This is a genomic window from Pseudomonas sp. PH1b, assembly GCF_000633395.1.
GTDB lineage: Bacteria > Pseudomonadota > Gammaproteobacteria > Pseudomonadales > Pseudomonadaceae > Aquipseudomonas.
On sequence record NZ_AYMU01000009.1, the window covers coordinates 293,305 to 315,701 of the forward strand.

Sequence of the window (22,397 nt, forward strand, 5' to 3'; positions counted from 1 at the left end):
CACCGGTTTATGAGAGCTGATCTGCTGCGTCACCTGCTTGCCCTGTCGCTGCTGGTCGCCACTCCCCTGTGGGCGGCCACGGCAACAAAAGACCTGACCTGGTCGGAAATGATCCCGGCGGACGCGCCAGCGGAAGTGCCGAACATGAAGCCCCTGCACGACCTGTCGCAAATGAGCGATGCGCTGGCTGCGGAGTCGGCTCCCGCGGCCAAGCAGGACCTGCCCAATGCACCGGTGGTCAAGAGCCTCGACGGCCAGTCGGTTCGCCTGCCCGGCTACATCGTGCCACTTGAGGTGAATGAAGAAGGGCGCACCACGGACTTCCTGCTGGTGCCCTACTTCGGAGCCTGCATCCACGTGCCGCCACCGCCATCGAACCAGATCGTCCATGTCACCAGCGAGGTCGGGGTCAAGCTCGATGAGCTGTATCAACCTTACTGGATCGAGGGCGACATGCAGGTCAAGCCTTCCAGCAGCGAGCTGGCGGATGCCGGCTACCAGATGGCGGCGCAGAAGATCTACATCTACGAACTGCCGGAGTAAATGCCCTGGTAGAAGCCGGCTTGCCGGCGCAGAAGGCGAACACCAAAAGAACGCGGGGCAAAAGAATAGTTCAGCGTCGAAGCCGGGGTCTGCCATTTCATTGAGCTGAGTCAAGGTGGTCAACTTGACGATCCTTACCATTGGACATAGCCAATCTGAATCGTCCTTTGGAGCTCCCATGCACAAGTCCCTGCTTAGCGCTTCCCTGATCGCGCTCGCACTCGCCGCCCCCCTTGCCAACGCTCACGAAGCTGGTGACATCATCGTTCGTGCCGGTGCGATTACCGTCAAACCCAAGGCCAACAGCTCCGACGTCAAAGTCGACAGCGGCCCCCTGGCCGGTGCCAACCTGGGCGGCAAGGCAACCATGAGCAGCGACACGCAGCTGGGCCTGAACTTCGCCTACATGCTGACCAACAACATCGGTATCGAACTGCTGGCCGCGACCCCGTTCGAACACGACGTGAAGATCCGCAACACCTCCCTGGCTCCAGCCAACGGCAAGCTCGGTACCCTCAAGCACCTGCCGCCAACCCTGAGCGTGGTGTACTACCCACTGGACCACAAGTCGGTGTTCCAACCCTACGTCGGTGCCGGTATCAACTACACCTGGATCTACGACGAGCACGTTGGCAGCCGCGCCCAATCCGAAGGTTTCGACAACTTCCGCGCCAAGAACTCCTGGGGCCTGGCCTGGCAGATCGGTGCCGACTACATGCTGACCGACAACATCATGATCAACGCCCAGGCACGCTACATCGATATCGATACCCGCGCCTACGTGGACAACAACGCGCTGGCCGCCGGCACTCGGGCCAAGGTCAATGTCGACGTCGATCCTTGGGTCTACATGGTTGGCCTGGGCTACAAGTTCTAAGCCCGCCAGTTACAAGAAAGGCGCCTCTCAGGCGCCTTTTTCATGTCCGCGATAAACCTCAGCGTCCCATCAGCCGGGCCAGGCCGACACTCATCGGCGTGGGCTCGGGGAAGTTGAAGCGCTGCAGCAGCCGCTGGTTGTTGGCCCGCGAATGACGAATATCACCGGCCCGAGCCGGACCGTAGCTGATGGGGGGCAGGTCGCCGACCACCTCGGCCAGGGCCGCAAGCATCTGCTTGAGGGTGGTGGCCTGGTTCAAGCCGACGTTGACCGCCCCCACTTCCAGTTGCACTGCTTCGATGGCCTGCACCAGCACCTGCACCAGGTCGCCAACATAGAGGAAGTCCCGGGTCTGCTCGCCATCACCGAACACGGTGATCGGCAGGCCTTGCTGAGCCCGCTCGGTGAAAATGCTGATCACCCCGGAATACGGCGAAGACGGATCCTGGCGCGGGCCGAAGATGTTGAAGAAGCGAAAGATCGCCGGCTCCAGAGCATGCTGGCGCCGGTAGAAGTCGAAGTAGTATTCACTGGCCAGCTTGTCCGACGCGTAAGGCGTCAGCGGAGCCTTGGCGGTGTCTTCGTCAATCGACTGGCCTTCGCCATTGTTGCCATAGACCGCCGCGCTGGAAGCGAACAGCACCCGCTTGACGCCGTGCTCGCGCATGGCCTCGCAGACATTCAGGGTGCCGATGAAATTGCTCTGGTGGGTCTGGACCGGGTCGTCCACCGAGGCCTGCACCGAGGCTACCGCCGCCAGGTGCGCCACGGCGCCGCAGCCGCGCATCGCCCGGCTCACCAGGGCCGCATCGGCGACGTTGCCCTCGATCAACTCCAATCGTGGGTTGTCCAGTGGCAGGTTGCTGGGTTTGCCGGTGGACAAGTCATCCAGGACGCGCACCGCGTACCCTTTGGCCAGCAACGCATCGGTGAGGTGCGAACCAATAAAACCGGCACCGCCGGTGATCAATACAGGGCCATCAACCATGACGGTAGAACCTATCCAGTAATGCCGGGAGTGCGGCGCGCCAGGCACGCGGCTTGATCCCGAAGGTGTGAAGGATTTTCTTGCAGGCCAGCACCGCGTGCTGCGGCTCTTCGGCGGCATCGGCACTGGCCGCGTGAGCCTGGGCAGTGGGTGCCTCGATGGCCAGCGGATGCAGCTGTCGCGCCTCGGTCAGTATCGCCTGCCCCAGGGCCAGGGGCGTGGTCGCTTCCTGCCCGGCGTAGTGATAGGTGCCCCACAGGGGCGCCGCGCAATCAAGCTGCTTGAGCACCGAGATGATCACCCGCGCCGCATCGTCCACCGGGGTCGGATTGCCCCGGCGGTCATCCGCCATGAGCAGTTCTTCCGAGGATTCGGCACGGGCCAGGAAGCGCCCGAGAATGCCCTCGGCGCTGTCATCGAGCAGCCAGCCAAAACGCAGCAGCACGTGTTGCGGGCAGGTCGCGCGAACGCTCTGCTCGATCCGCCACAGCGCCTGGCCGCGCAGCCCCAGGGGCACTGGTTCGTCTTTCTCGCTGTAGGCCGTGGCCCGCGAGCCGTCGAACACCCGGTAGCTCGAAGGCTGCACAAGAATGATGTTGTGATGCTGACAAAGCTCCGCCAGCCGCTCTACCGCCCGCTCCTGACCGCTCAGGCGCGCTTCGCTCACCGTCTCCGCCTGAAACCAGTCGAAGTAGTAAGCCAGGTTGATCAAGGCATCCGGACGGGTGTCGTCGAGCAGTTGCGTCAGGCTCGCGGCGTCCCAGCCGTCTTGCGGCGGACGGGGGGCGAGGAAACCGATGTCTTCCTCCGCACCCAGGCGAATCAGCGCCTGCCCAAGGGCATTTCCGCCGCCCAGTAACATAAGGCGCATTCGCATAGAGTCAGCAGGCCCAATCTGTTCAGAACGATGGTTTGGATTGGCCAATCCCGGGGATTGGCCGTCAATAATTGTCAGAATCGTTGCATTTTGCGGGTTTGTGGCGCAACCGTCACTGAGAAACTATCAGCGTGACCTGACGTCATCCCTGTCCAGGCCTCACCCGCCGGCCCCCGTGGCGAAAGCTTGGCATTCATTGCCCTGCCTGCCTCTCCCGAACGCGACCCGGTCTTGCAGCGATATTAAGCGCAGTGCTTGCAAGTTGCCCCGGGCGGCCGCATTAATTTGCCCATGAACCTTGCCCAATCCGCGAACCCGGAGCTGGACGGTTTCCATCCCGCCGTCAGCGCCTGGTTCAAGCGCACCTTTACCGCAGTGACCGCTGCCCAGGCCCGTGCCTGGCCGCTGATCGCCCGACGCCGCTCGACCCTGATCGCCGCCCCCACGGGCTCGGGCAAGACCCTCACCGCCTTTCTCGCGGTGATCGACGACCTGGTGCGCCAGGGGCTGGCCGAAGGCGGCCTGCCGGACGCGACCCTGGTGGTGTATGTCTCGCCGCTCAAGGCCTTGAGCAACGATATCCAGATCAATCTGCAGGAGCCGCTGGCCGGTATCACCGAGCAATTGCGCCTGATGGGCCTGCCACAGCTGTCGATCCGCACGGCGGTACGCACCGGCGACACTGCGCAGAAAGACCGCAACGCCATGCGCAAGCGTGCGCCGCAGATTCTCGTCACCACCCCGGAATCCCTCTATGTGCTGCTGGGCTCGGACTCTGGGCGAAAGATGCTGGCCAGCACCCGCAGCGTGATCGTCGACGAAATCCATGCCCTGGCCGGCAGCAAGCGCGGCAGCCACCTGGCCCTGAGCCTGGAGCGCCTGCAGGCCCTGTGCGCCGAGCCGCTGTTGCGCATCGGCCTGTCCGCCACGCAAAAGCCGATCGAGGCCGTTTCACGCTTCCTGGTGGGCCAGGGACGCCCCTGCGAAATCGTCGATATCGGCCATGCCCGGCCCCGAGACCTGGATATTGAAGTGCCGCCCGTGCCCTTGTCGGCGGTGATGGCCAATGATGTCTGGGAATTGCTCTACGAGCGCCTCGCCAGCCTGGCCCGGGAACATCGCACCACGCTGGTGTTCGTCAACACCCGGCGCCTGGCCGAGCGCCTGGCCCGGCACCTGAGCGAGCGCCTGGGCAAGCAGGCGGTGGCCGCGCACCACGGCAGCCTGGCCAAGGAACAGCGGCTGGAAGCCGAACAACGGCTCAAGGCCGGGGACCTGCAAGTCCTGATCGCCACCGCGTCGCTGGAGTTGGGGATCGATATCGGCGATGTCGAGCTGGTGTGCCAGATCGGCTCCCCGCGCTCGATTTCGGCGTTCCTGCAGCGGGTCGGCCGCTCCGGCCACCAGGTCGGTGGCACGCCGAAGGGCCGCCTGTTCGCCCTGACCCGGGACGACTTGATCGAATGCGCCGCCCTGCTCGATTGCGTGCGCCGGGGTGAGCTGGACAGCTTGTTGATCCCCCGTGCGCCGCTGGATGTGCTGGCCCAGCAGATCGTCGCCGAAGTCAGTTGCCAGGAATGGTCGGAGGCGGATCTGCTGGACATGCTGCGCCGGGCCTCGCCCTACGCCGAGCTGGACCCAGCCCATTACCAGGCGCTGCTGCAGATGCTTGCCGAAGGTTTCAACGGCCGCCAGGGATTGCGCAGCGCCTACCTGCACCGCGATGCACTGAGCCACACCTTGCGTGGGCGGCGGGGCGCCAAGCTGACGGCAGTCACCAGCGGCGGGACCATTCCCGACAACGCCGACTACAGCGTGCTGCTGGAACCCCAGGGCCTGAACATCGGCAGCGTCAACGAAGACTTTGCCGTGGAGAGCATTGCCGGTGACGTATTCCAGCTGGGCAACACCTCCTATCGCATCCTGCGGATCGAGACCGGCAAGGTGCGGGTCGAGGACGCCCAGGGCCAACCTCCGAATATTCCTTTCTGGCTGGGTGAAGCCCCGGGCCGCAGCGCCGAGCTGTCCAGCGCCGTGGCACGTTTGCTGGCTCAACTGGATGCGCTGCTCGGCGCCACGCCGGGCGATCTGCAAGCCGCCATCCATTGGTTGCAACAAACACTGGGGCTGAACCTCGCCAGCGCCGAGCAAATGGTGGACTACCTGGCCCCGGCCCGCCTGGCCCTGGGCGCCCTGCCGTCCCAGGACACGCTGATCATGGAGCGTTTCTTCGACGAGTCCGGCGGCACCCAACTGGTGATCCACAGCCCTTTGGGCAGCCGTATCAATCGCGCCTGGGGCCTGGCCCTGCGCAAGCGTTTCTGCCGTACCTTCAATTTCGAACTGCAGGCCGCCGCCAGCGAGGACGCCATTGTCCTGTCACTGTCCACCAGCCACAGCTTTGCCCTGGACGACGTCTGGCGCTACCTGCACAGCAACAGCGCCGAGCACATCCTGATCCAGGCCCTGCTGGATGCACCGCTGTTCGGTGTGCGCTGGCGCTGGAACGCCGGCGTGGCCCTGGCGCTGCCGCGCTACAGCGGCGGGCGCAAAGTGCCACCGCAAATCCAGCGGATGAAGAGCGAAGACCTGATCGCCAGCGTGTTTCCCGATCAGATCGCCTGCCTGGAAAACCTTGCCGGCGAGCGCGAGATTCCCGATCACCCCCTGGTGGAGCAGACCCTCGACGACTGCCTGCACGAGGCCATGGACAGCGAGGGCTGGCTGAACCTGCTGCGGCGCATGGAGCAGGGCCAGGTGCGCCTGCTCAGCCGCGACTTGCCCGCGCCTTCGCCATTGGCCGCGGAGATTCTCAGCGCCAAGCCCTACACCTTTCTCGACGATGCGCCCCTGGAAGAGCGCCGTACCCAAGCGGTGCTTGCCCGGCGCTGGAGCGATCCCACCGCCACCGACGACCTCGGTGCCCTGGACGCCGAAGCCATCGCGGCAGTAGCCGCAGAGGCCTGGCCGAACCCGACCCATGCCGATGAAATGCACGAAGCGCTGATGAGCCTGGCGGTTATCAGCCAGGCCGAAGCCGAGGCCAACCCGCAGTGGCTCGAATGGCTGGCAACCCTGGCCAGCCAAGGCCGCGCCGGCCTCTTGCAGGCAGCGCCCGAGCACGGATTGTGGCTGGCCCTGGAGCGTCTCAACTGCCTGCGGGCGCTGTATCCCGAGGCGCCGCTGCAGCCCGCCCTGCAGGCGGTGCCCGGTTTTGATCAGGCCTGGGAAGCGCAACCCGCGCTGGTGGAAGTGATCCGCGCCCGGCTCAGCGGCTTCGCGCCCCTGACCCTGGCCCAGATCGCCGCCCCCCTGGCCTTGCCCCCTGAGCAGATCAGCCAGGCCCTGATCCAGCTCGAAACCGAAGGCTATGTGCTGCGGGGCCGCTTCCACCCCGGCGGCCAGGAAGAGCAATGGTGCGAGCGACACCTGCTGGCGCGCATTCATCGCTACACGGTGAAACGCCTGCGGCGGGAGATCGAGCCAGTGGCGCTGCAGGACTTCATGCGTTTTCTGTTCGACTGGCAGCACCTGTCAGCGAGCACCCAGGGTCAAGGCAGCGCCATGCTGGCGCAGCTGGTCAATCAGTTCGAAGGCTACCCGGCCGCAGCCTCGGCCTGGGACAGCGACTTGCTGCCAGCCCGTATCAAGGACTACTCACCCGCCTGGCTGGACGAGTTGTGCCGTAGCGGCAAAGTCGTCTGGAGCCGGATCAGCAACGGCAAGAGCGCCGGCAATGCCTTGCGCAGCACGCCGATCGTGCTGCTGCCACGGGCCCAGGCCGCCCTCTGGAACAGCCTGACCTCCTCCGCCCCCCACAGCGAACTGTCACCCAAGGCACAGAAAGTCCACGCTGTGCTGAGCCAGCAGGGCGCGCTGTTTTTCGATGAGCTGCTGCATGAAGCCCATCTGCTGCGCAGCGAACTGGAAACGGTGCTGCAGGAGCTGGTGGGGGCCGGGCTGGTGAATGCCGACAGCTTCGCCGGGCTGCGGGCCCTGATCACGCCGGCGAGCAAGCGCCAGAATCGCAGCAGCCGGCGCGGGCGCGGGGCCTTTGTCGGCGGCATGGACGATGCCGGACGCTGGGCCCTGCTGCGGCGCGCTGCGCACCCGGATCCTGCGGCCACCCTGGAGCAGGTCGCCATGACCCTGCTACGACGTTACGGCGTGGTGTTCTGGCGCCTGCTGGAGCGTGAGGCGGACTGGCTGCCCAGCTGGCGCGAACTGCTGCGCACCTTCCATCGGCTGGAGGCCCGTGGCGAGATTCGTGGCGGACGCTTTGTCAGCGGCCTGGCGGGAGAGCAATTCGCCCTGCCGGAAGCCATCCCGCTGTTGCGCGAAGTGCGGCGCCGTCCTTGTGACGGCAGCCTGGTCGCGGTCTGCGGCGTCGACCCGCTGAACCTGGCCGGCACCCTGCTGCCCGGGCCCAAGGTGCCGGCACTGAGCGGCAATCGCCTGGTGTATCGCGATGGCCTGCCGGCGGCTGCCGACATCGGCGGCACCCAGCACCTGTGGCTGGAGCTGGAACCCCAGGCCGCCCAGGCCCTGCGCAACAAGCTCATCCGGCACTGACCTCCCCCCGTAGGAGCCGGCTTGCCGGCGAAAGGGCCCGAAGCCCTGCGCCACATCCAGCGGCCTCTTCGCTGGCAAGCCAGCTCCTACACAGGCAGCAGACGCCCTTCCAGACAATCCACGCCCACCCTCGTAGGAGCCGGCTTGCCGGCGAAGAGGTCCATGAGCTGTGCACCAGATCCAGCGGCCCTTACGCTGGCCGTCGTTGCGCAATCATTGCGGGCGTGGGGATTCGGGGAGCAGCAGCGCCGAGTCGTCCTGTTCCGGTTCGTCTTCATGCACCGGCCGCGCCGGTAACACCACCTGCTGTGGATAAGTCTGGGCGAAATGCACCCAGGGCGAGTTATCCACAAGCTTCTTCAAGCGCTGGTTGAACGCCCGATTCACCGCGTACTGACCTCCGGAAACGGTGCGGAACTGCGCCGTCAGGACCACGCCGTTGAGGTCCATCTTGTCCACCCCGAACACGTCCAGGCCGCCTTGCAGGTTGTACTTGAGAAAGGCGTCTTCGCTGATGGAGCGCCCGGCCTCGCGAATCAGCTCGATGGCCTGGTCGATGTCGGTGTCGTAGGTGAACTGCACCGAGAAGAAGGCATAGGCAAACTGCCGCGACTGGTTGGTGACCGCCTTGATCTGGCCGAACGGCACCGAATGCACGAAGCCCTTGCCGTCCCGCAGGCGCAAGGTGCGGATGGTCAGGCCCTCGACCGTGCCGGCATGGCCGGAGTCCAGTACCACCCAGTCGCCGATGGAGAGCGTGTCCTCGATGATGATGAACAGCCCGGTGATCACATCCTGCACCAACTGCTGGGAACCGAAGCCTATGGCCAGGCCGACCACCCCGGCCCCCGCCAGCAGAGGGGCGACGTTGATCCCCAGGTTGGCCATGGTGGTGATGGCGCAGATCACCACCAGGATGATTTTGATCGCATTGCGCAGCAGCGGCAGGATGGTCTTGACCCGAGTGCTGGGCTGGCGCGCGGAGCGCTTGTTGACCGGCGGTTTCAGGGCCTCCTGGATCGCCGTGTCCAGCACCACCCACAACAGCCAGGTGACCAGGAAGATCAGGCCGATGCGGCTCAGGGAGTCGCTGATGGCCCGGCCCACGGTATTGCGCTGGGCAAACTCGAACAGTGAAAGCCCCCAGATACGCCCGAGGATCTCGATGAAGGCGATGGCCATGACAATCCGCAGCACCGCATGCAACAGGCTCAGGAAGCGTTCCTTGTAGGCACTGCTGCGCTGGATCGACTGGGCGCTGCGGGACTTGAACAGATGCTGCAGCAGCGTACTGAGGAACACCGTGGCAATCAGCAGCACGGTGGTCAGCAAGGCGCAGCGCAAGGCTTTCTGGCTGTCTTCGCCGGCACCGATCAGGTTGATTGCCGAGACCAGCACCATCAGCAGGATCGGCCAGTACCAGAGCCCGGAAAAGATCCGCAAGGACTCCTGCAACGCCGGTTGCCTGAGGCGCTGGGACAAGGACCGATTGCGGATCAACTGTGCCACCGGTCGACGCAGGCGAATCACCAGCACGGCGAAGATCACCGAGGCCAGCAGGCCGGTGAATACCGCCACGCTACTGGTGATGTTACCCCCCAACTGACGCGCGATCTGTGGGCTGGTCAGGGCATCGCTGAGGGCCGCAAGAAAGCCGATGAGAAACAGCGGCTTTGGGCAGTAGTCGCGGATGATCTGCACCGCCCGGCGCTTGTGCCCGAGGTTGAACATCACGATCAGGCACAGCAGCACCGAGGTCGAGACAATCCCGCTGCTGGTGGCATAGGCCAGGCACAGCGCCAGCGCCCGGCCCACCGACGCTTGCAGGGAATGGCTGACGTAAAGGGTCAACGGCAGGCAGATCAGCGCCGGTACCGTGTACGGCAACAGGTACTCCAGCAATCCCTGGGCCCGTGGGCGAGCGTTCAGCCAGCGTTGCCGGCTCAGGTAGCGCGCGCCCAACCCACCCAGCACCGTGAGCAGGGCAAAACCGCCGAGCCAGGTGCCGGACAGGGTCAGGAAATCTGCGGCGATGCTCCAGCCCGAACGCTGCGAAGGCTGATTGACCAGCCGCCCCACCTCATCTGCCGCGCGGTCGGCCCGCAGGCGCCAGGCATCGATCAGGCTCTGATTGAGGTCGAGCTTTTCCTGGACTTCATCGATGCTCGAACTGATGGCGCCGAGCAGTCCGCCCTCGACCAGCAACTCGGGTTTTTCCGCCGGCGCGGCGGTGGTTGGTGCGGTCGCGGCGTCCAGCTCGCTGCTGCCCAGACAGAGCAGCACCCCAAGCAAGATCGCGGTCTTGAAATTCAACACAACGCGGAGCTCCTTCAGCAGGGTCTGTAAGGAACTGATCAGCAAATGCCGGGCAAGTTCGCTTTGCCTGCAGGATGCTGCCGTCTGGCCCAGGGCTATCTTTGACCTGCAGGCAAATATCTTGTGTCGACAGGCCTATTTTTCCGCAAAAGCCAACAGCCGACACTGCGCGCCAACCTTCCCCTCACCGGAGTCGCAGTGATGCCCATTGCCTTGCTCGCGCTGACCCTCAGCGCTTTTGCCATCGGGACGACCGAGTTCGTCATCGTCGGCCTGTTACCCACCATCGGCAGCGACCTTGGGGTCAGCCTGCCGTCCGCCGGCCTGCTGGTCAGCCTCTACGCCCTGGGAGTCGCCATCGGTGCACCGTTGCTTACTGCCCTCACCGGCAAGGTTCCACGCAAGCTGTTGCTGCTGTCGCTGATGGTCCTGTTCACCCTCGGCAACCTGCTGGCCTGGAAGGCACCGGGCTACGAATCCCTGGTACTGGCGCGGATTGTCACCGGCCTCGCCCACGGGGTGTTCTTCTCCATCGGCTCGACCATCGCCACCAGCCTGGTGCCCAAGGACAAGGCCGCCAGTGCGATTGCCATCATGTTCACCGGGCTGACCGTGGCCCTGGTCACCGGAGTGCCCCTGGGGACCTTGATCGGCCAGCATTTCGGCTGGCGGGAAACCTTCCTCGCCGTGTCCGCCCTGGGGGTGATCGCCTTCATGGGCAGCCTGCTCTATGTGCCGAAGACCATCGCCCATAGCCCGCCGGCCTCGCTGCTTGAGCAACTGCAGGTGCTCAAGCAGCCACGCCTGCTGCTGGTGTACGCCATGACCGCCGTTGGCTATGGCGGCTCGTTCATCGCCTTCACCTTCCTCGCGCCGATTCTCCAGGACATCTCCGGCTTTGGCGCCAGCACTGTCAGCCTGGTGTTGCTGGTGTACGGCGTCTCGGTGGCGCTGGGCAATATCTGGGGCGGCAAGCTGGCGGACCGCCGCGGTCCGATCGGCGCGCTGAAGCTGATCTTCGCCCTGCTGGCCGCCGTGCTGCTGATGCTCAGCTTCACCGCCAGCAATCCTTGGCTGGCGCTGCTCACCGTGCTGCTGTGGGGCGCCGTGGCCTTCGGCAACGTGCCGGGCCTGCAGGTCTATGTGGTGCGCCAGGCCGAGCATTACACGCCCCAGGCGGTGGACGTGGCCTCGGGACTGAACATCGCGGCCTTCAACCTGGGGATCGCGGGGGGCGCCTGGCTGGGGGGATTGATCGTCACCCACCTGGGGCTGATCCACACCGCCTGGATTGGTGCCCTGGTGGTGCTGGTGGCCCTGGCACTGACCGCCTGGAGTGGGCGCCTGGATCGCCTCGGCCCGGTGTTCGCCGAACCTGCCGCCGGCAACCCCCGTGTAGTGCCCGGGCACTGATTACAGCCTTTCTTATCTGCAGCCACCGGCACTGCACCGCGTGACCGGCCCCAAAGGCCGGCACCGGCCAGACTGCAGAAGCGGGCCTAGGGGCTTATTGCCCCTCGGCTTGGCGCAGCAGGGGCGACACCAAAGCGGTTGCGGTATTCACTGGGGGCCAGGCCGGTGATTTTCCGGAACAGGCTGCGAAAGGTTGCCGGGTCCTGGTAACCCACGGTCCAGGCGATGTGGTCGATGGTGCCGTTGGTGAACTCGAGCAGTTCCCGGGCCTTGCCCACTCGCAGGTGCTGGCAGTACTGCGTCGGCTTGAGGCCGGTGGCGGCGCGGAACCGGCGCAACAGGGTGCGCTCTTCAAGCCCCGCCTGTTGCGCCATCACCGGTAGCGATACGTCCACCGCGCCATTGGCTTGCAGCCAGTGCTGCAACTTGAGGATTGCCGCGTCGCCGTGATTGAGGATGGGGGCGAAGTTGCTGCCGCATTGGCTGGCGCTGTCACTGTGCTCCATCACCAAAAAGCGCGCAGTGGCACTGGCAATGCCCGGGCCCAGCAAGCGGTCCACCAGGCGCAGCCCCAACTCGGCCCAGGCCATCAGGCCGGCCGTGGTGATCAGGTCGCCGTCATCGACTATGGGTTTGTCGGCCTCGAGCCGCACCTGTGGATAACGGGCGGCAAAGGCCTGCGCCGAAGTCCAGTGAGTGGTGGCGCCGCGCCCATCGAGCAGGCCGCTTTCGGCCAGCAGGATCGAGCCGACACAGACCCCGCCCAAGGTGGCGCCAGCCGCATGCTGCTGACGCAGCCAGGTCACCACGGCGGCAGATGACTGGCTGGCGGAAAAACCTTCCAGTGACGGTGGAATCACCACCGCCAGCAGGCTCCCGGGCACTCCCGCCCGGCTGTCGTAGATTCGCCTCGGAGCCTGTTCGCCAGCCGCCTGCCAATGGCTGACCCGCAACTGCGGCAGTTGCGCCTGGGGCTGCTCGCTGGCCATCCGATTGGCCACCTCGAACAGATCGGTCAGACCGTGCACCGCGGCCATCTGCACCCCTGGATAAAGCAGTACGCCCAGTTCAGCGATCGTGCCTTGAATGCCCACTGTCAGTTTTCCCCTCGTTAATGTCGGTGCAGCCAATCCTCCCGGGAGTGGCTGGCATCGATACTGGCCCCCACGTTACCCACTCACTTGGAGGCACCACCCATGGCCAAACAGGCGCTCATCGTAATCGATATCCAGAACGACTACTTCGCCGGCGGCAAGTGGCCGCTGGTCGGCGTCGACGCCGCCGCAGACAACGCCGCAAGGCTGATCCAGGCCTTTCGTCAGCAAGGGCAAGCGGTGGTGCACATCCGCCACGAATTCACCTCCGACAGCGCGCCGTTCTTCACCCCAGGCTCCGAAGGGGCACGCCTGCACGCCAAGGTACTGAACCGTCCGGACGAGCCGGTGGTGCTCAAGCATTTCGTCAATTCGTTCCGCGAAACCTCCTTGCAATCGATCCTTCAGGAACAGGGCATCGACGCACTGGTCATCGTTGGCAACATGAGTCACATGTGCGTGGAAGGCACCGCCCGGGCCGCCGCCGATCTCGGCTACCCGGTGACGGTGATCCACGACGCCTGCGCCACCCTCGACCTGGAGTTCAACGGCCAACAGGTAGCGGCTGCACAGGTTCAAGGCGCGGTGATGTCAGCCCTGGCCTTCGCCTACGCCAGCGTCCTCTCCACCGAGGCGTTCCTGGCTGCCTGAAGAGTCGCAGAAACCTGAACACTGCGGTGGGAGCGGCCCACCGCAGCCTTGGCATCAGCTGGCATCGTTCGCGGCGGATGAATATCCAGGCACGCATGAGGTGCAACTTCATCCAGTATTAGCGGAGCAACTTTTACCCTGAATAAAACACGAATGATTCTTATTATTTAAACAGAATAAAGCCAACACAAACCCAACGAGCCGACAAATAATCACGCCCCATAAATAGCACTACTGGCAAGCCAGCTATTCAATAGCTGACTAATAGATATTGTCGACCACCTTATTATTTCAATTTCTACTTTGACGTTTACAAGGTCCCGGACCAGGCCTCATAACATCGCCTCTTATAAACCCCGCCCATTAGTTCTTAATATTCAAAAAAACCATATAGCCAAAGCTAATATTATTTATAGCAAAATTTAAAAAGCTCCCTGACTCATCGACAACCACCCCGTATTCATTGGCGGAAAAGCCACACGGCAAAGCCAGCCCGGCAACTTCCCCCGGTCCTCCCAAGCGCAGCAACACCGTCAAGCCATACTTTCCCAACGCGCCACAAAACCGCCTTGCAAGCCACTTCCACAAGGCTTACTTGCAAAAGCTCCGGCCTTGACTAAGTTGATAGCTACTCGCCACTGAAGTGCTCTTCAGCTGCCAGAAAACCAATAATATCGTCGAGGAACTCAATAACCGAACGCCCTCCCAGCCCCACCCAGCTGACACAGACATGGAATGAGTCATATCAATCAAGAGGGACGCTTGATGAAGCGCAGCTTGTTGCCTCGTGCCTTCTCGCTAAAGGGTACAGCCGAAAACTACTGGCTTTCGTTATTGCTGTTCTCGGTCCTGGTGGTCGCCAGTTTCCTGCTGTTTGAACAGCAGATCCAGGCACTGCTGAATCAACTGGGCAGCTTCCTCCCGACCGACCCCGTGCAGCGCCTGAGCCTGGCCCTGCTGCTGCTGGCCTTGCTGGCGCTGGACGTACTGCTGCCAGTGCCCTCCAGCCTGGTGGCACTGCTGGCCGTCGCGGCCCTCGGAGCCCTGGGCGGCTACCTGGTGATCTTTATCGGCCTGTGCCTCGGCGCCTGCCTGGGCTACTGGCTCGGGGCCGGCTACTTCCGCCTGCTCTCCAGCTGGCTGGGGCTCAGGACCTGGCAACCCGGGCAACTGGCCTACCGCCTCAGTACCTTGTCGCTGATCTGCCTGCGCGGCGTTCCGGTACTGGCGGAGACCTCGGTGCTGGCGGCCGGCATGCAACGCTATCCACTGCGCCAGTTCCTGCTGGTCACCACCCTGGCCAACGCCGGGCTGGCCCTGGCCTACGCCGCCATCGGCAGCCTCCTGGTGGAACAGAACGCCCTGCTGGCGACCCTGCTCGCCAGCATGGTCCTGCCGGGCCTGCTGCTGGGGGCCCGGAGCCTGTTCAAACCTCGCATCGTGCAGCCCGAGCTTGATCACGCCCGCCCTCTGGAGGGCCGCTTCGAGGTGAGCTACCACTACCCGGTGCTGTTCACCGATCACCTGTTCCAGGTGGCCAACCCCTGCCTGCACCAGCAACTCACCCAGCAGCACCCGGGGCGCACCACCGTGCTGGTGTTTGCCGATGAACAACTGCTGCTGTGCTCCCCAGGTTTGCCGCACCAGATAAGCGCCTACTTCAGCGCCCATGCCAGCGACCTGCACCTGCAAGCCGCACCGATCCCGGTACCGGCGGGGGAGCTGAGCAAGACTCCGGATGTGCTCCAGCAGCTGTACGCCCACATGCTGGAACACGGCCTGGATCGACACTGCTACGTCCTGGCCCTGGGCGGCGGCGCGGTGCTGGACGCCGTGGGCTACGCCTGCGCGACCTTCCACCGGGGGATGCGCCTGGTCCGCATCCCGACCACGGTACTGGCCCAGAACGATGCCGGCATCGGCGTGAAGAACGGCATCAACGCCTTCGCCCAGAAAAACCTGCTGGGGGCCTTCTATCCGGCCACGGCAGTGATCAATGACTTCCAGTTGCTGCTCAGCCTGTCCCCCCGGGACCAGATCGCCGGCCTGGCCGAGGCGGTGAAGGTCGCCGTGATCAAGGACGGTGCGTTCTTCCAGTGGATGGAACAGCAGGCCGAGGCCCTGGCGTCGTTCGAACACAACGCCAGCCGCTACGCCATCCGCCGTTGCGCCGAGCTGCACCTGGGCCATATCACCGGCGCCGGCGACCCCTTCGAGCGCGGCAATGGCCGGCCCCTGGACTACGGCCACTGGGCCGCGCACAAACTGGAAAACCTCAGCCAGCACCGCTTGCGCCATGGCGAGGCCGTGGCGGTGGGCATGGCCCTGGATGCGCTCTACGCCAACGCCACCGGCTTGCTGTGCAACGCACAGACCCAGCGCCTGCTGCAACTGCTGGACAAGCTCGGCTTCAACCTGTGCCCGCCGGAACTGGCGCTCAAGGACAGCCAGGGCCGCTCCCTGCTTCTGCTCGGGCTGGAAGAGTTTCGCCAGCACCTGGGAGGCCAGCTGTCGATCCCGATGCTCAATCGCCTGGGCCAGTCCATCGATGTGCACCACATCGACACGCCGATGATGGAGCAGGCATTGCTGCGACTGGCCAGCTTTGGCGGACCGGACTTCGTCTGGGGCGAGGGCTGCACACAATGAGCCCCTCTGCCCTGAACACCTGGCTGACCCTGGGTCGGGTCTCCAACCTGCCGACGGTCTGGACCAACGCCCTGGCGGCCGCCCTGCTGGCCAGCAGCGCCACCACCCTGGCTCCGCCCTCGCCGCTGGTCTGGACCTTGCTACTGCTGGCGCTCTCGGCGTTGTACCTGGCAGGCATGCTGCTCAACGACCTGCTGGATGCCGACTGGGACCAGCAACATCACAACCCGCGGCCCATTGTCCTGGGGCTGGTCAGCCGCACTCAGGTGAGCCTGGCCACCGCCGCTCTGCTGCTGTTGGCGACGCTCTCGGTGCTGGGCCTCAGCCACCTGATCGCCCAGCCACACTGGCTGCTGGCCAGTGCCGGGTTACTGCTGCTGTTCATCCTGGCCTACAACCTGCTGCACAAGAAATATCCCCACAGCGTCTGGCTCATGGGCGGCTGTCGCTCGGCCCTGTACCTGACCGCCGCCGCCAGCCTGGCCATGCCGCCACAGCCCTTGTGGCTGTGCGCCGCACTGCTGGGCGTGTACATCGCCGGCCTGACCTATCTGGCCCGCCTGGAACACCGCAACCAGTTGCTCAGCCGCCTGCCGCTGCTGCTGATGCTCAGCCCCCTGCTCCTGGCCGCCTATGCCGACAACAGCGTGTTCTGGCTGGTACTGCTGCTGTGGCTGGGCTGGCTCGGCTGGCATTACTGGCGCCACCTGGCCAACCCGCAGCAGCGACAGATCCGCGCCTTCATCGGCGCCGGACTGGCCGCCCTGCCACTGTTCGACGCCCTGGTGCTGGCCCTGGCCCACCAGCCCCTGGGCAGCCTGCTGTGCGTGCTGGTGTTCTTCCTGCTTCCCCACCTTCAACGCTGGATCAAGCCGACATGAGCATGGACCTCGCCTCTACCGCCGCGCCTTCACTGACCCTGCGCCACCAGGCCTTTGTCGAGCGCCAGCGCCTGCTCGACCGGCAGTTGGACGACGACACTCGCCGCTGGTGGCAAGAGCGCCTCGAACAACTGGCCCAGCAGCCTAGCGCCAACACCCTGATGCTGCTCAGCAGCCAGTGCAAGCGCCGCCTCGGTGACACGCCGCTGGCCGAGGCCCAGGGGTGGAACCGCACCCAGCTGGCGCGGGCGCTGTTGCTGGCAGGGCTGCTCGAACAACAGGCCGGCGCCGAACAACTGCCCCTGCTGCGGCAGTTGTTTCTCTGGGGCGACGACCAGGAAAAAAGCGTCCTGCTCAAGGTCCTGGACGACCTGGACACACAAGGGGCCAGCCTCGACCTGGCACTCCAGGCAGGGCGCACCAACAACCGCGAGGTGTTCGCCGCCATCGCCCTGGACAACCCCTTCCCCGCTCGCCACTACCAGGACCGGGCCTTCCACCAACTGGTGCTCAAGACCCTGGGCATGGGCCTGGACAGCAGGCGCATCAGCGGTCTGGCCCAGCGCCGGAGCGTCGACCTCAACCAACTGGCCCTGGAACACATGGAGGAGCAATTGGCGGCGGACCGCAGCGTCAGCGACAGCCTGCCCCGGGTCATTGCCTTCGAGCTACTGAGCCAGGCCCAGCGCCAGCGCCTGCGCGGCCTGTGCCAGCAGCAGCGCCTGGCGTCGCACTGGCTCCAACACTTCCCGCCCGAGGCCTGAAAAACCCCGGGCCGGGCCCAGTCGTATCCACTACCCCATCAGGAACTCATCATGCTGAAGTACTTCGACCCGCACATTCATATGGTCAGCCGCACCACCGACGACTATCAGAACATGGCCGCCGCCGGCATCACCGGGGTGATCGAGCCGGCATTCTGGCAAGGCCAGGCGCGTACCAGCGTCGGCAGCTTCATCGACTACTTCGATACCCTGCTGGGCTGGGAACGCTTTCGCGCCAGCATGTTCGGCATCCACCATTTCTGCACCATCGGCCTGAACCCCAAGGAAGCCAACGACCTGTCGGTGGCCAACGAGGTGCTGGAGATCCTGCCGCGCTACCTGATCAAGGACGGTGTCGTCGCCGTGGGCGAGATTGGCTACGACGACATCACCCCGGAGGAAGATCGCTTTCTCGCCGCGCAACTGGAGCTGGCCAGGCAGTTCAACCTGCCGGTGCTGGTGCACACCCCGCACCGGGACAAGATCGGCGGCACCAAACGCACCCTGGCAGTGATTCGCGAGGTGGGCATCGCCGAGCACCTGGTGATCATCGACCACCTCAACGAACTGACCTTGCCGCTGGTACTCGACAGCGACTGCTGGCGCGGCCACTCCATCTACCCCAACACCAAGATGTCCGAGCAACGCATGGTGGCCCTGCTCCAGGAGTACGGCACCGAGAAGATGGTGGTCAACAGCGCCGCCGACTGGGGCATCAGCGATCCATTGAAGGTGCCCAAGACCGGCCAGGCGATGCTCGCCGCCGGCTTCAGCGAGGCCCAGGTGGAACAGGTGCTGTTCCACAATCCGGTGGACTTCTTCGCCCAGAGCGGGCAGTTGGACAAGCAGTTGGTAAGCTCCCCGCTGCCCATCGACCAGCGCCGCCAGTGGCAGGACAACTCTGCCCTGCGGGGCCAGGAACCGGTGATCAAATGAGTGCCCGGGGCGGTTGGAGCGCCGCGCAGATCGGCTATTGCAGCAACGTGCACCCGGCCCGTGACGTGGCCGGCCTGCAGGCATCGATCCAGGAACACTTCCAGGGCGTACGGCGCCAGCGTGGGCTGGCGGTCCAGGACAGTGGGTTGTGGATCAGCGCCCAGGCGGCTGCCGAACTGCAGCAACCGCAAGTGCGCGAAGCCCTCCTCGGGACGCTGCACGACTGCGGAGTGCGCCTGACCTCCCTCAACGGTTTTCCCTATGGCCAGTTCCACCAGGGCGCGGTGAAGGCCGAGGTCTACCAGCCGACCTGGGCCGAGCCGCAGCGCCTGGAGTACAGCTTGCAGCTGGCGCACTTTCTGGCCCTCGCGCTGCCCCTGGACTGCCAGCAAGGGGTGATCTCCAGCGTGCCTTTGGGCTATGCCGCGACCTGGGACGAGGCCCAGCAGCAAAGGGCCGAAGAGCAGTTGCGGCAACTGACCGCCGAGCTTGCCAGCCTGCACCGGCACAGCGGCAAGAAGATCCTCCTGTGCCTGGAAATGGAGCCTGACTGCGTACTGGAAAACACCGACCAGGCCCTCGCCTTTTTCAAGCGCTGGCAGGCCAGTGATCCCCATCACGCCTACCTGGCGCTGTGTTTCGATGTCTGCCACCAGGCGGTGGTTTTCGAGGACTGCTATCAGTCCCTGCAACGGCTGCTGGAAGCGCGGGTGCCGGTGGGCAAGATCCAGCTGTCCAACGCCCTGATCTGCCAGTTGCCCCTTGCCGACCGCCAGCGCCGCGAACAGGTGCTGCAGGCCCTGGGCAAGTTTGCCGAGGCCACCTACCTGCATCAGGTGAAAGCCCGGGATACCCGCGGACAACTGCTGGCCTGGGCCGACCTGCCCGCCGCGCTGCAGGCGATCGAGCCGGCACAGGGACAATGCCCCGAACTGCGGATTCACTTCCATGTGCCGTTGTTCAGTGAGCAGTTCCTGCTGGCCGAGCTCAGCGGCAGCCAGCAGGCCCTGCTGCGCACCTTCGACTTTCTGGCCCGACACCCGCACTTCCAGCCGGTGCTGGAGGTGGAGACCTACAGCTGGAACGTACTGCCCGGCGCCCTGCGCCCGGACACCGAACAGGCGCTGCTGCGCGGCATCGCGGCCGAGTTGCAATGGGTCGAGGCGCAACTGCACCAGCGGCATCTGCTGCGCACCCTGCACTCCTCCCTGGAGGCGTCCGCCCATGCTCTCTGAGCCCCTGCGCCAACCCTTGCTGCTGATCAATGTGGTCGGGCTGACCCCAAGCCTGCTGGGGCCGGCCACGCCACGGATCAACGCCCTGCTGCAGCGCGCCCGCATGGCCAGTCTGCGCCCGGTATTTCCCGCCGTGACCTCGACGGTGCAGGCCTCGATCCTCACCGGCCTGCCGCCTTCGGGGCACGGCGTCGTCGGCAACGGCTGGTATTTTCGCGATCAGGCCGAAGTGCGCTTCTGGCTGCAGCCCAATGCCCTGATCCAGGGGGAAAAGGTCTGGCAGACCTTGCAGCGGGAAATCCCCGGCCTGCGCTGCAGCCAGCTGTTCTGGTGGTTCAACATGTACGCCGAGGTGCAGGCGGCCATTACCCCCCGGCCTCACTACCCGGCCGATGGGCGCAAGATGTTCGGCCTGTACTCGTCCCCGAAGGACCTGCACCAGCGCATCGAGCAACAGATCGGCGAATTCCCCTTTCCGAGTTTCTGGGGACCGGCGGCAGGTATTGCCTCCAGCCGCTGGATCGTCGACTGCGCCATCGCCGAGTTCCAGATCAACCGGCCCGACCTGCAATTGATCTACCTCCCGCACCTGGACTACAGCCTGCAGCGCCTGGGGCCTGAGCACCCGTCCATCAGCGACGAAGTGCGGGCCATCGATCACCAGGTCGGGCGCCTGCTGGACTTTGCCCAACAGCAAGGCGCGGCGGTGATGCTGGTCTCCGAATACGGCATCGAAGCCGTGCAGCAATCGATCTCCATCAACCGCTTGCTGCGCGAGCAAGGCCTGCTGCAGGTACGCCGCTCCCTGAGCTGGGAATTGCTCGACCCCGGTGCCGGCGCGGCCTTTGCCGTGGCCGACCACCAGATCGCCCACATCTACGTGCGCCGCCCCGAGGACATTGCCCAGGTCAAGGCGCTGTTGCAGCGCCAGCCCGGCATCGAGCAGGTACTGGACAAGAGCGAACAGCGCGCCTGGCAGCTCGATCACCCGCGCAGCGGCGAGCTGGTGGCCGTGGCGGCCGCGGGCTTCTGGTTCGATTACTACTACTGGTTCGACGACCGACTGGCCCCGGACTTCGCCCGCACCGTGGATATCCATCGCAAGCCAGGCTACGACCCGCTGGAGTTGTTCATCGACCCGGCGATCCGTTTTCCCAAGCTGCGGGTCGCCCGCCGCCTGCTGCAGAAGAAGCTCGGCTTTCGCTACTACATGGACCTGATCCCCCTGGACACCCGACTGATTCGCGGCAGCCATGGACGCTTGCCGAGCAACGAGCAGGTCGGCCCCCTGCTGATCACCGATTGCGATTTACCACTGCCGGCCACCCTGCCGGTCACGGCGGTAAAGCACCTGCTCCTAGAGCATTTCCTAGGGCGCCCCTATGACGATACGGCTCAGGCCAAGGAGATTCCATGCGGCGAACCATCCCTATAGTCGTGCTGAGTGTGTTGAGCGGACTTGCTCAGGCACAGGGCTCGAACAACGTTGAGTGCAACAATTTCCTCAGCTTCGCGAACGACCCCAGCGGCACCCTGGCCACCTTCAAGCAGAACCCGGAGGCCATGGCCTGGAACTGGTTCGTCTGCCTCAACCGGCAGGATGCCAGGCAAGGCAGCTATCGGGTCTGGGAGACCTTCAAGCCAGACGATCAGGTCTACCTGTTGAAAGGCGCCGAACCACTGCCCTACAGCTCTCGGGAGAACTTGCCGAGCCAGGTGACACAACTGGCGCAACAGCAGGGCATGGATCCCCAGGGGCTGTTCCAGTTTCTGGGCAATGACACCCCCGGCAGCCCACAGAACGGTATCCAGCAGGTCGATGGCCTGGCCTTGAAGATGAACCCCAACCCGCCGGTTCCGCCCTCGGACAAGGAACAACTGGTGCGCTTTCACTTGATGATGGGCGAGGACACCTTCAACTACATCGTCACAAACAAGATCTACAACCGCGATGGCCTGGCCAAACTGACCAGCAACCTGGACTTTCCGGCCACCGCCTGGGAACTGAAGACCTCCTGGTTCTGGATCGGCACCAATCAGGGCTTCAAGTCCCAACTGGCCAAGGACGGGTATTACATCTCCCAAGCCTATTACGTGAACAGCACCGGCCAGTATCAGGTGGGCTATGCCGCCCTGAGCGGCATGCACGTGATCAACAAGCTGACCCCGGACTGGGTCTGGACCACCTTCGAAAACCGCAACAACCCCAAGTACACCGTCACCAACGACTCGCCACCCAAGGCCATGACCAACACCACCGGCCCCACCGAGGCGGCCAAGCCGGTGAACAGCAGCTACCAGCAGCAGTACCCGGAACTGGCCCAGTACGAATTGATCGGCGTGCAGTACGACCACACCCTGCCCGATCCCAAACTGCTGGCCAACTCCCAGCTGGAATCGGCCTTCCAGGGCACCTCTTCGTGCCTGGCCTGCCACAGCACCGCGGCCTATTCGACGCAGAAGAACAACTTCTTCTCGTTCAACCTCGATAACAGCGGCGGAATCCTCTACCCCACCAGCGTGCTGCCGGACAAAGACTTCATCGGTTATCAAAAACTGGACTATGTCTGGTCGCTCAAACGCGCCCAGTGGAAACGCTAA

The 22,397-nt window shown here is 64.6% G+C and carries 17 protein-coding genes; 12 read left to right on the forward strand and 5 right to left on the reverse strand.

The features are described from left to right. The first annotated feature begins 21 nt into the window (after nt 1–21). Nucleotides 22–543 (forward strand): DUF3299 domain-containing protein, encoded by a 522-nt coding sequence (locus U873_RS0116855; RefSeq protein ID WP_025129373.1) that lies wholly within the window; start codon nt 22–24, stop codon nt 541–543. A gap of 178 nt (nt 544–721) precedes the next feature. Next, nucleotides 722–1,420, forward strand: a complete 699-nt coding sequence (locus U873_RS0116860; RefSeq protein ID WP_025129374.1) for an OmpW family protein — start codon at nt 722–724, stop codon at nt 1,418–1,420. A gap of 58 nt (nt 1,421–1,478) precedes the next feature. Here the strand turns inward: U873_RS0116860 and U873_RS0116865 are convergent, their stop codons facing one another. Next, nucleotides 1,479–2,408 (reverse strand): NAD-dependent epimerase/dehydratase family protein, encoded by a 930-nt coding sequence (locus tag U873_RS0116865; RefSeq protein WP_025129375.1) that lies wholly within the window; start codon nt 2,406–2,408, stop codon nt 1,479–1,481. Next, complete coding sequence (locus U873_RS0116870; protein WP_043274583.1) at nt 2,401–3,285, reverse strand: sugar nucleotide-binding protein; 885 nt, start codon at nt 3,283–3,285, stop codon at nt 2,401–2,403. Before U873_RS0116870 ends, U873_RS0116865 begins: the two co-directional genes overlap by 8 nt. Before the next feature lie 291 nt (nt 3,286–3,576). Between U873_RS0116870 and U873_RS0116875 the strand changes: the two genes are divergently transcribed. After that, the gene (locus tag U873_RS0116875; protein WP_025129377.1) at nt 3,577–7,857 is read left to right on the forward strand and encodes a DEAD/DEAH box helicase; all 4,281 of its coding nucleotides are present in this window, start codon (nt 3,577–3,579) and stop codon (nt 7,855–7,857) included. A 213-nt stretch (nt 7,858–8,070) separates the two neighbouring features. Here U873_RS0116875 and U873_RS0116880 read toward each other — a convergent pair whose 3' ends face one another. Beyond that, nucleotides 8,071–10,173: a mechanosensitive ion channel family protein gene (locus U873_RS0116880; RefSeq protein WP_025129378.1), complete on the reverse strand. Its 2,103-nt coding sequence runs from the start codon at nt 10,171–10,173 to the stop codon at nt 8,071–8,073. A 201-nt stretch (nt 10,174–10,374) separates the two neighbouring features. Between U873_RS0116880 and U873_RS0116885 the strand changes: the two genes are divergently transcribed. Further along, complete coding sequence (locus U873_RS0116885; protein ID WP_025129379.1) at nt 10,375–11,586, forward strand: MFS transporter; 1,212 nt, start codon at nt 10,375–10,377, stop codon at nt 11,584–11,586. A gap of 86 nt (nt 11,587–11,672) precedes the next feature. On the opposite strand, the gene U873_RS0116890 is transcribed toward U873_RS0116885, so the two are convergent. After that, nucleotides 11,673–12,623 carry a GlxA family transcriptional regulator gene (locus U873_RS0116890; RefSeq protein ID WP_371261314.1) on the reverse strand — a complete coding sequence of 317 codons (951 nt, stop codon included), beginning with the start codon at nt 12,621–12,623 and terminating at the stop codon, nt 11,673–11,675. Nucleotides 12,624–12,782: 159 nt separating this feature from the next. On the opposite strand from U873_RS0116890, the gene U873_RS0116895 reads away from it, so the two are divergent. After that, nucleotides 12,783–13,331: a cysteine hydrolase family protein gene (locus U873_RS0116895; protein WP_025129381.1), complete on the forward strand. Its 549-nt coding sequence runs from the start codon at nt 12,783–12,785 to the stop codon at nt 13,329–13,331. Nucleotides 13,332–13,694: 363 nt separating this feature from the next. Here U873_RS0116895 and U873_RS36700 read toward each other — a convergent pair whose 3' ends face one another. After that, nucleotides 13,695–13,868, reverse strand: a complete 174-nt coding sequence (locus U873_RS36700; protein ID WP_157838097.1) for a hypothetical protein — start codon at nt 13,866–13,868, stop codon at nt 13,695–13,697. A 228-nt stretch (nt 13,869–14,096) separates the two neighbouring features. Here U873_RS36700 and U873_RS0116900 point away from each other — a divergent pair, with 228 nt between their 5' ends. The 7 genes from U873_RS0116900 to U873_RS0116930 are packed head-to-tail and all read left to right on the forward strand — an operon-like array spanning nt 14,097 to nt 22,397. Continuing rightward, the gene (locus U873_RS0116900) at nt 14,097–15,980 is read left to right on the forward strand and encodes a 3-dehydroquinate synthase (RefSeq protein ID WP_025129382.1); all 1,884 of its coding nucleotides are present in this window, start codon (nt 14,097–14,099) and stop codon (nt 15,978–15,980) included. Next, on the forward strand, nt 15,977–16,861 hold the full coding sequence (locus U873_RS0116905; protein ID WP_029978464.1) for a UbiA family prenyltransferase: 885 nt from the start codon (nt 15,977–15,979) through the stop codon (nt 16,859–16,861). The genes U873_RS0116900 and U873_RS0116905 overlap by 4 nt, the downstream gene beginning before the upstream one ends. After that, nucleotides 16,858–17,625, forward strand: coding sequence for an EboA domain-containing protein (locus U873_RS0116910; protein ID WP_025129383.1), 768 nt, complete (start codon nt 16,858–16,860; stop codon nt 17,623–17,625). The genes U873_RS0116905 and U873_RS0116910 overlap by 4 nt, the downstream gene beginning before the upstream one ends. A gap of 51 nt (nt 17,626–17,676) precedes the next feature. Then, on the forward strand, nt 17,677–18,561 hold the full coding sequence (locus U873_RS0116915) for a TatD family hydrolase (RefSeq protein WP_025129384.1): 885 nt from the start codon (nt 17,677–17,679) through the stop codon (nt 18,559–18,561). Continuing rightward, nucleotides 18,558–19,796, forward strand: coding sequence for a metabolite traffic protein EboE (eboE, locus tag U873_RS0116920; protein ID WP_025129385.1), 1,239 nt, complete (start codon nt 18,558–18,560; stop codon nt 19,794–19,796). The genes U873_RS0116915 and eboE overlap by 4 nt, the downstream gene beginning before the upstream one ends. Then, nucleotides 19,786–21,231 (forward strand): alkaline phosphatase family protein, encoded by a 1,446-nt coding sequence (locus U873_RS0116925; RefSeq protein WP_025129386.1) that lies wholly within the window; start codon nt 19,786–19,788, stop codon nt 21,229–21,231. The genes eboE and U873_RS0116925 overlap by 11 nt, the downstream gene beginning before the upstream one ends. Then, the gene (locus tag U873_RS0116930) at nt 21,210–22,397 is read left to right on the forward strand and encodes a hypothetical protein (protein ID WP_025129387.1); all 1,188 of its coding nucleotides are present in this window, start codon (nt 21,210–21,212) and stop codon (nt 22,395–22,397) included. The genes U873_RS0116925 and U873_RS0116930 overlap by 22 nt, the downstream gene beginning before the upstream one ends.

Excerpts from the sequence above, each read along its gene's own strand:
- U873_RS0116900 (WP_025129382.1), top strand. The coding sequence starts at position 14,097 with ATGAAGCGCAGCTTGTTGCCTCGTGCCTTCTCGCTAAAGGGTACAGCC.
- U873_RS0116860 (WP_025129374.1), top strand. The coding sequence starts at position 722 with ATGCACAAGTCCCTGCTTAGCGCTTCCCTGATCGCGCTCGCACTCGCC.
- U873_RS0116925 (WP_025129386.1), top strand. The coding sequence starts at position 19,786 with ATGCTCTCTGAGCCCCTGCGCCAACCCTTGCTGCTGATCAATGTGGTC.
- U873_RS0116915 (WP_025129384.1), top strand. The coding sequence starts at position 17,677 with ATGCTGAAGTACTTCGACCCGCACATTCATATGGTCAGCCGCACCACC.
- U873_RS0116895 (WP_025129381.1), top strand. The coding sequence starts at position 12,783 with ATGGCCAAACAGGCGCTCATCGTAATCGATATCCAGAACGACTACTTC.
- U873_RS0116865 (WP_025129375.1), bottom strand. The coding sequence starts at position 2,408 with ATGGTTGATGGCCCTGTATTGATCACCGGCGGTGCCGGTTTTATTGGT.
- U873_RS0116875 (WP_025129377.1), top strand. The coding sequence starts at position 3,577 with ATGAACCTTGCCCAATCCGCGAACCCGGAGCTGGACGGTTTCCATCCC.
- eboE (WP_025129385.1), top strand. The coding sequence starts at position 18,558 with ATGAGTGCCCGGGGCGGTTGGAGCGCCGCGCAGATCGGCTATTGCAGC.
- U873_RS0116885 (WP_025129379.1), top strand. The coding sequence starts at position 10,375 with ATGCCCATTGCCTTGCTCGCGCTGACCCTCAGCGCTTTTGCCATCGGG.
- U873_RS0116890 (WP_371261314.1), bottom strand. The coding sequence starts at position 12,623 with ATGGCCGCGGTGCACGGTCTGACCGATCTGTTCGAGGTGGCCAATCGG.
- U873_RS0116905 (WP_029978464.1), top strand. The coding sequence starts at position 15,977 with ATGAGCCCCTCTGCCCTGAACACCTGGCTGACCCTGGGTCGGGTCTCC.
- U873_RS0116930 (WP_025129387.1), top strand. The coding sequence starts at position 21,210 with ATGCGGCGAACCATCCCTATAGTCGTGCTGAGTGTGTTGAGCGGACTT.
- U873_RS0116910 (WP_025129383.1), top strand. The coding sequence starts at position 16,858 with ATGAGCATGGACCTCGCCTCTACCGCCGCGCCTTCACTGACCCTGCGC.
- U873_RS0116870 (WP_043274583.1), bottom strand. The coding sequence starts at position 3,285 with ATGCGAATGCGCCTTATGTTACTGGGCGGCGGAAATGCCCTTGGGCAG.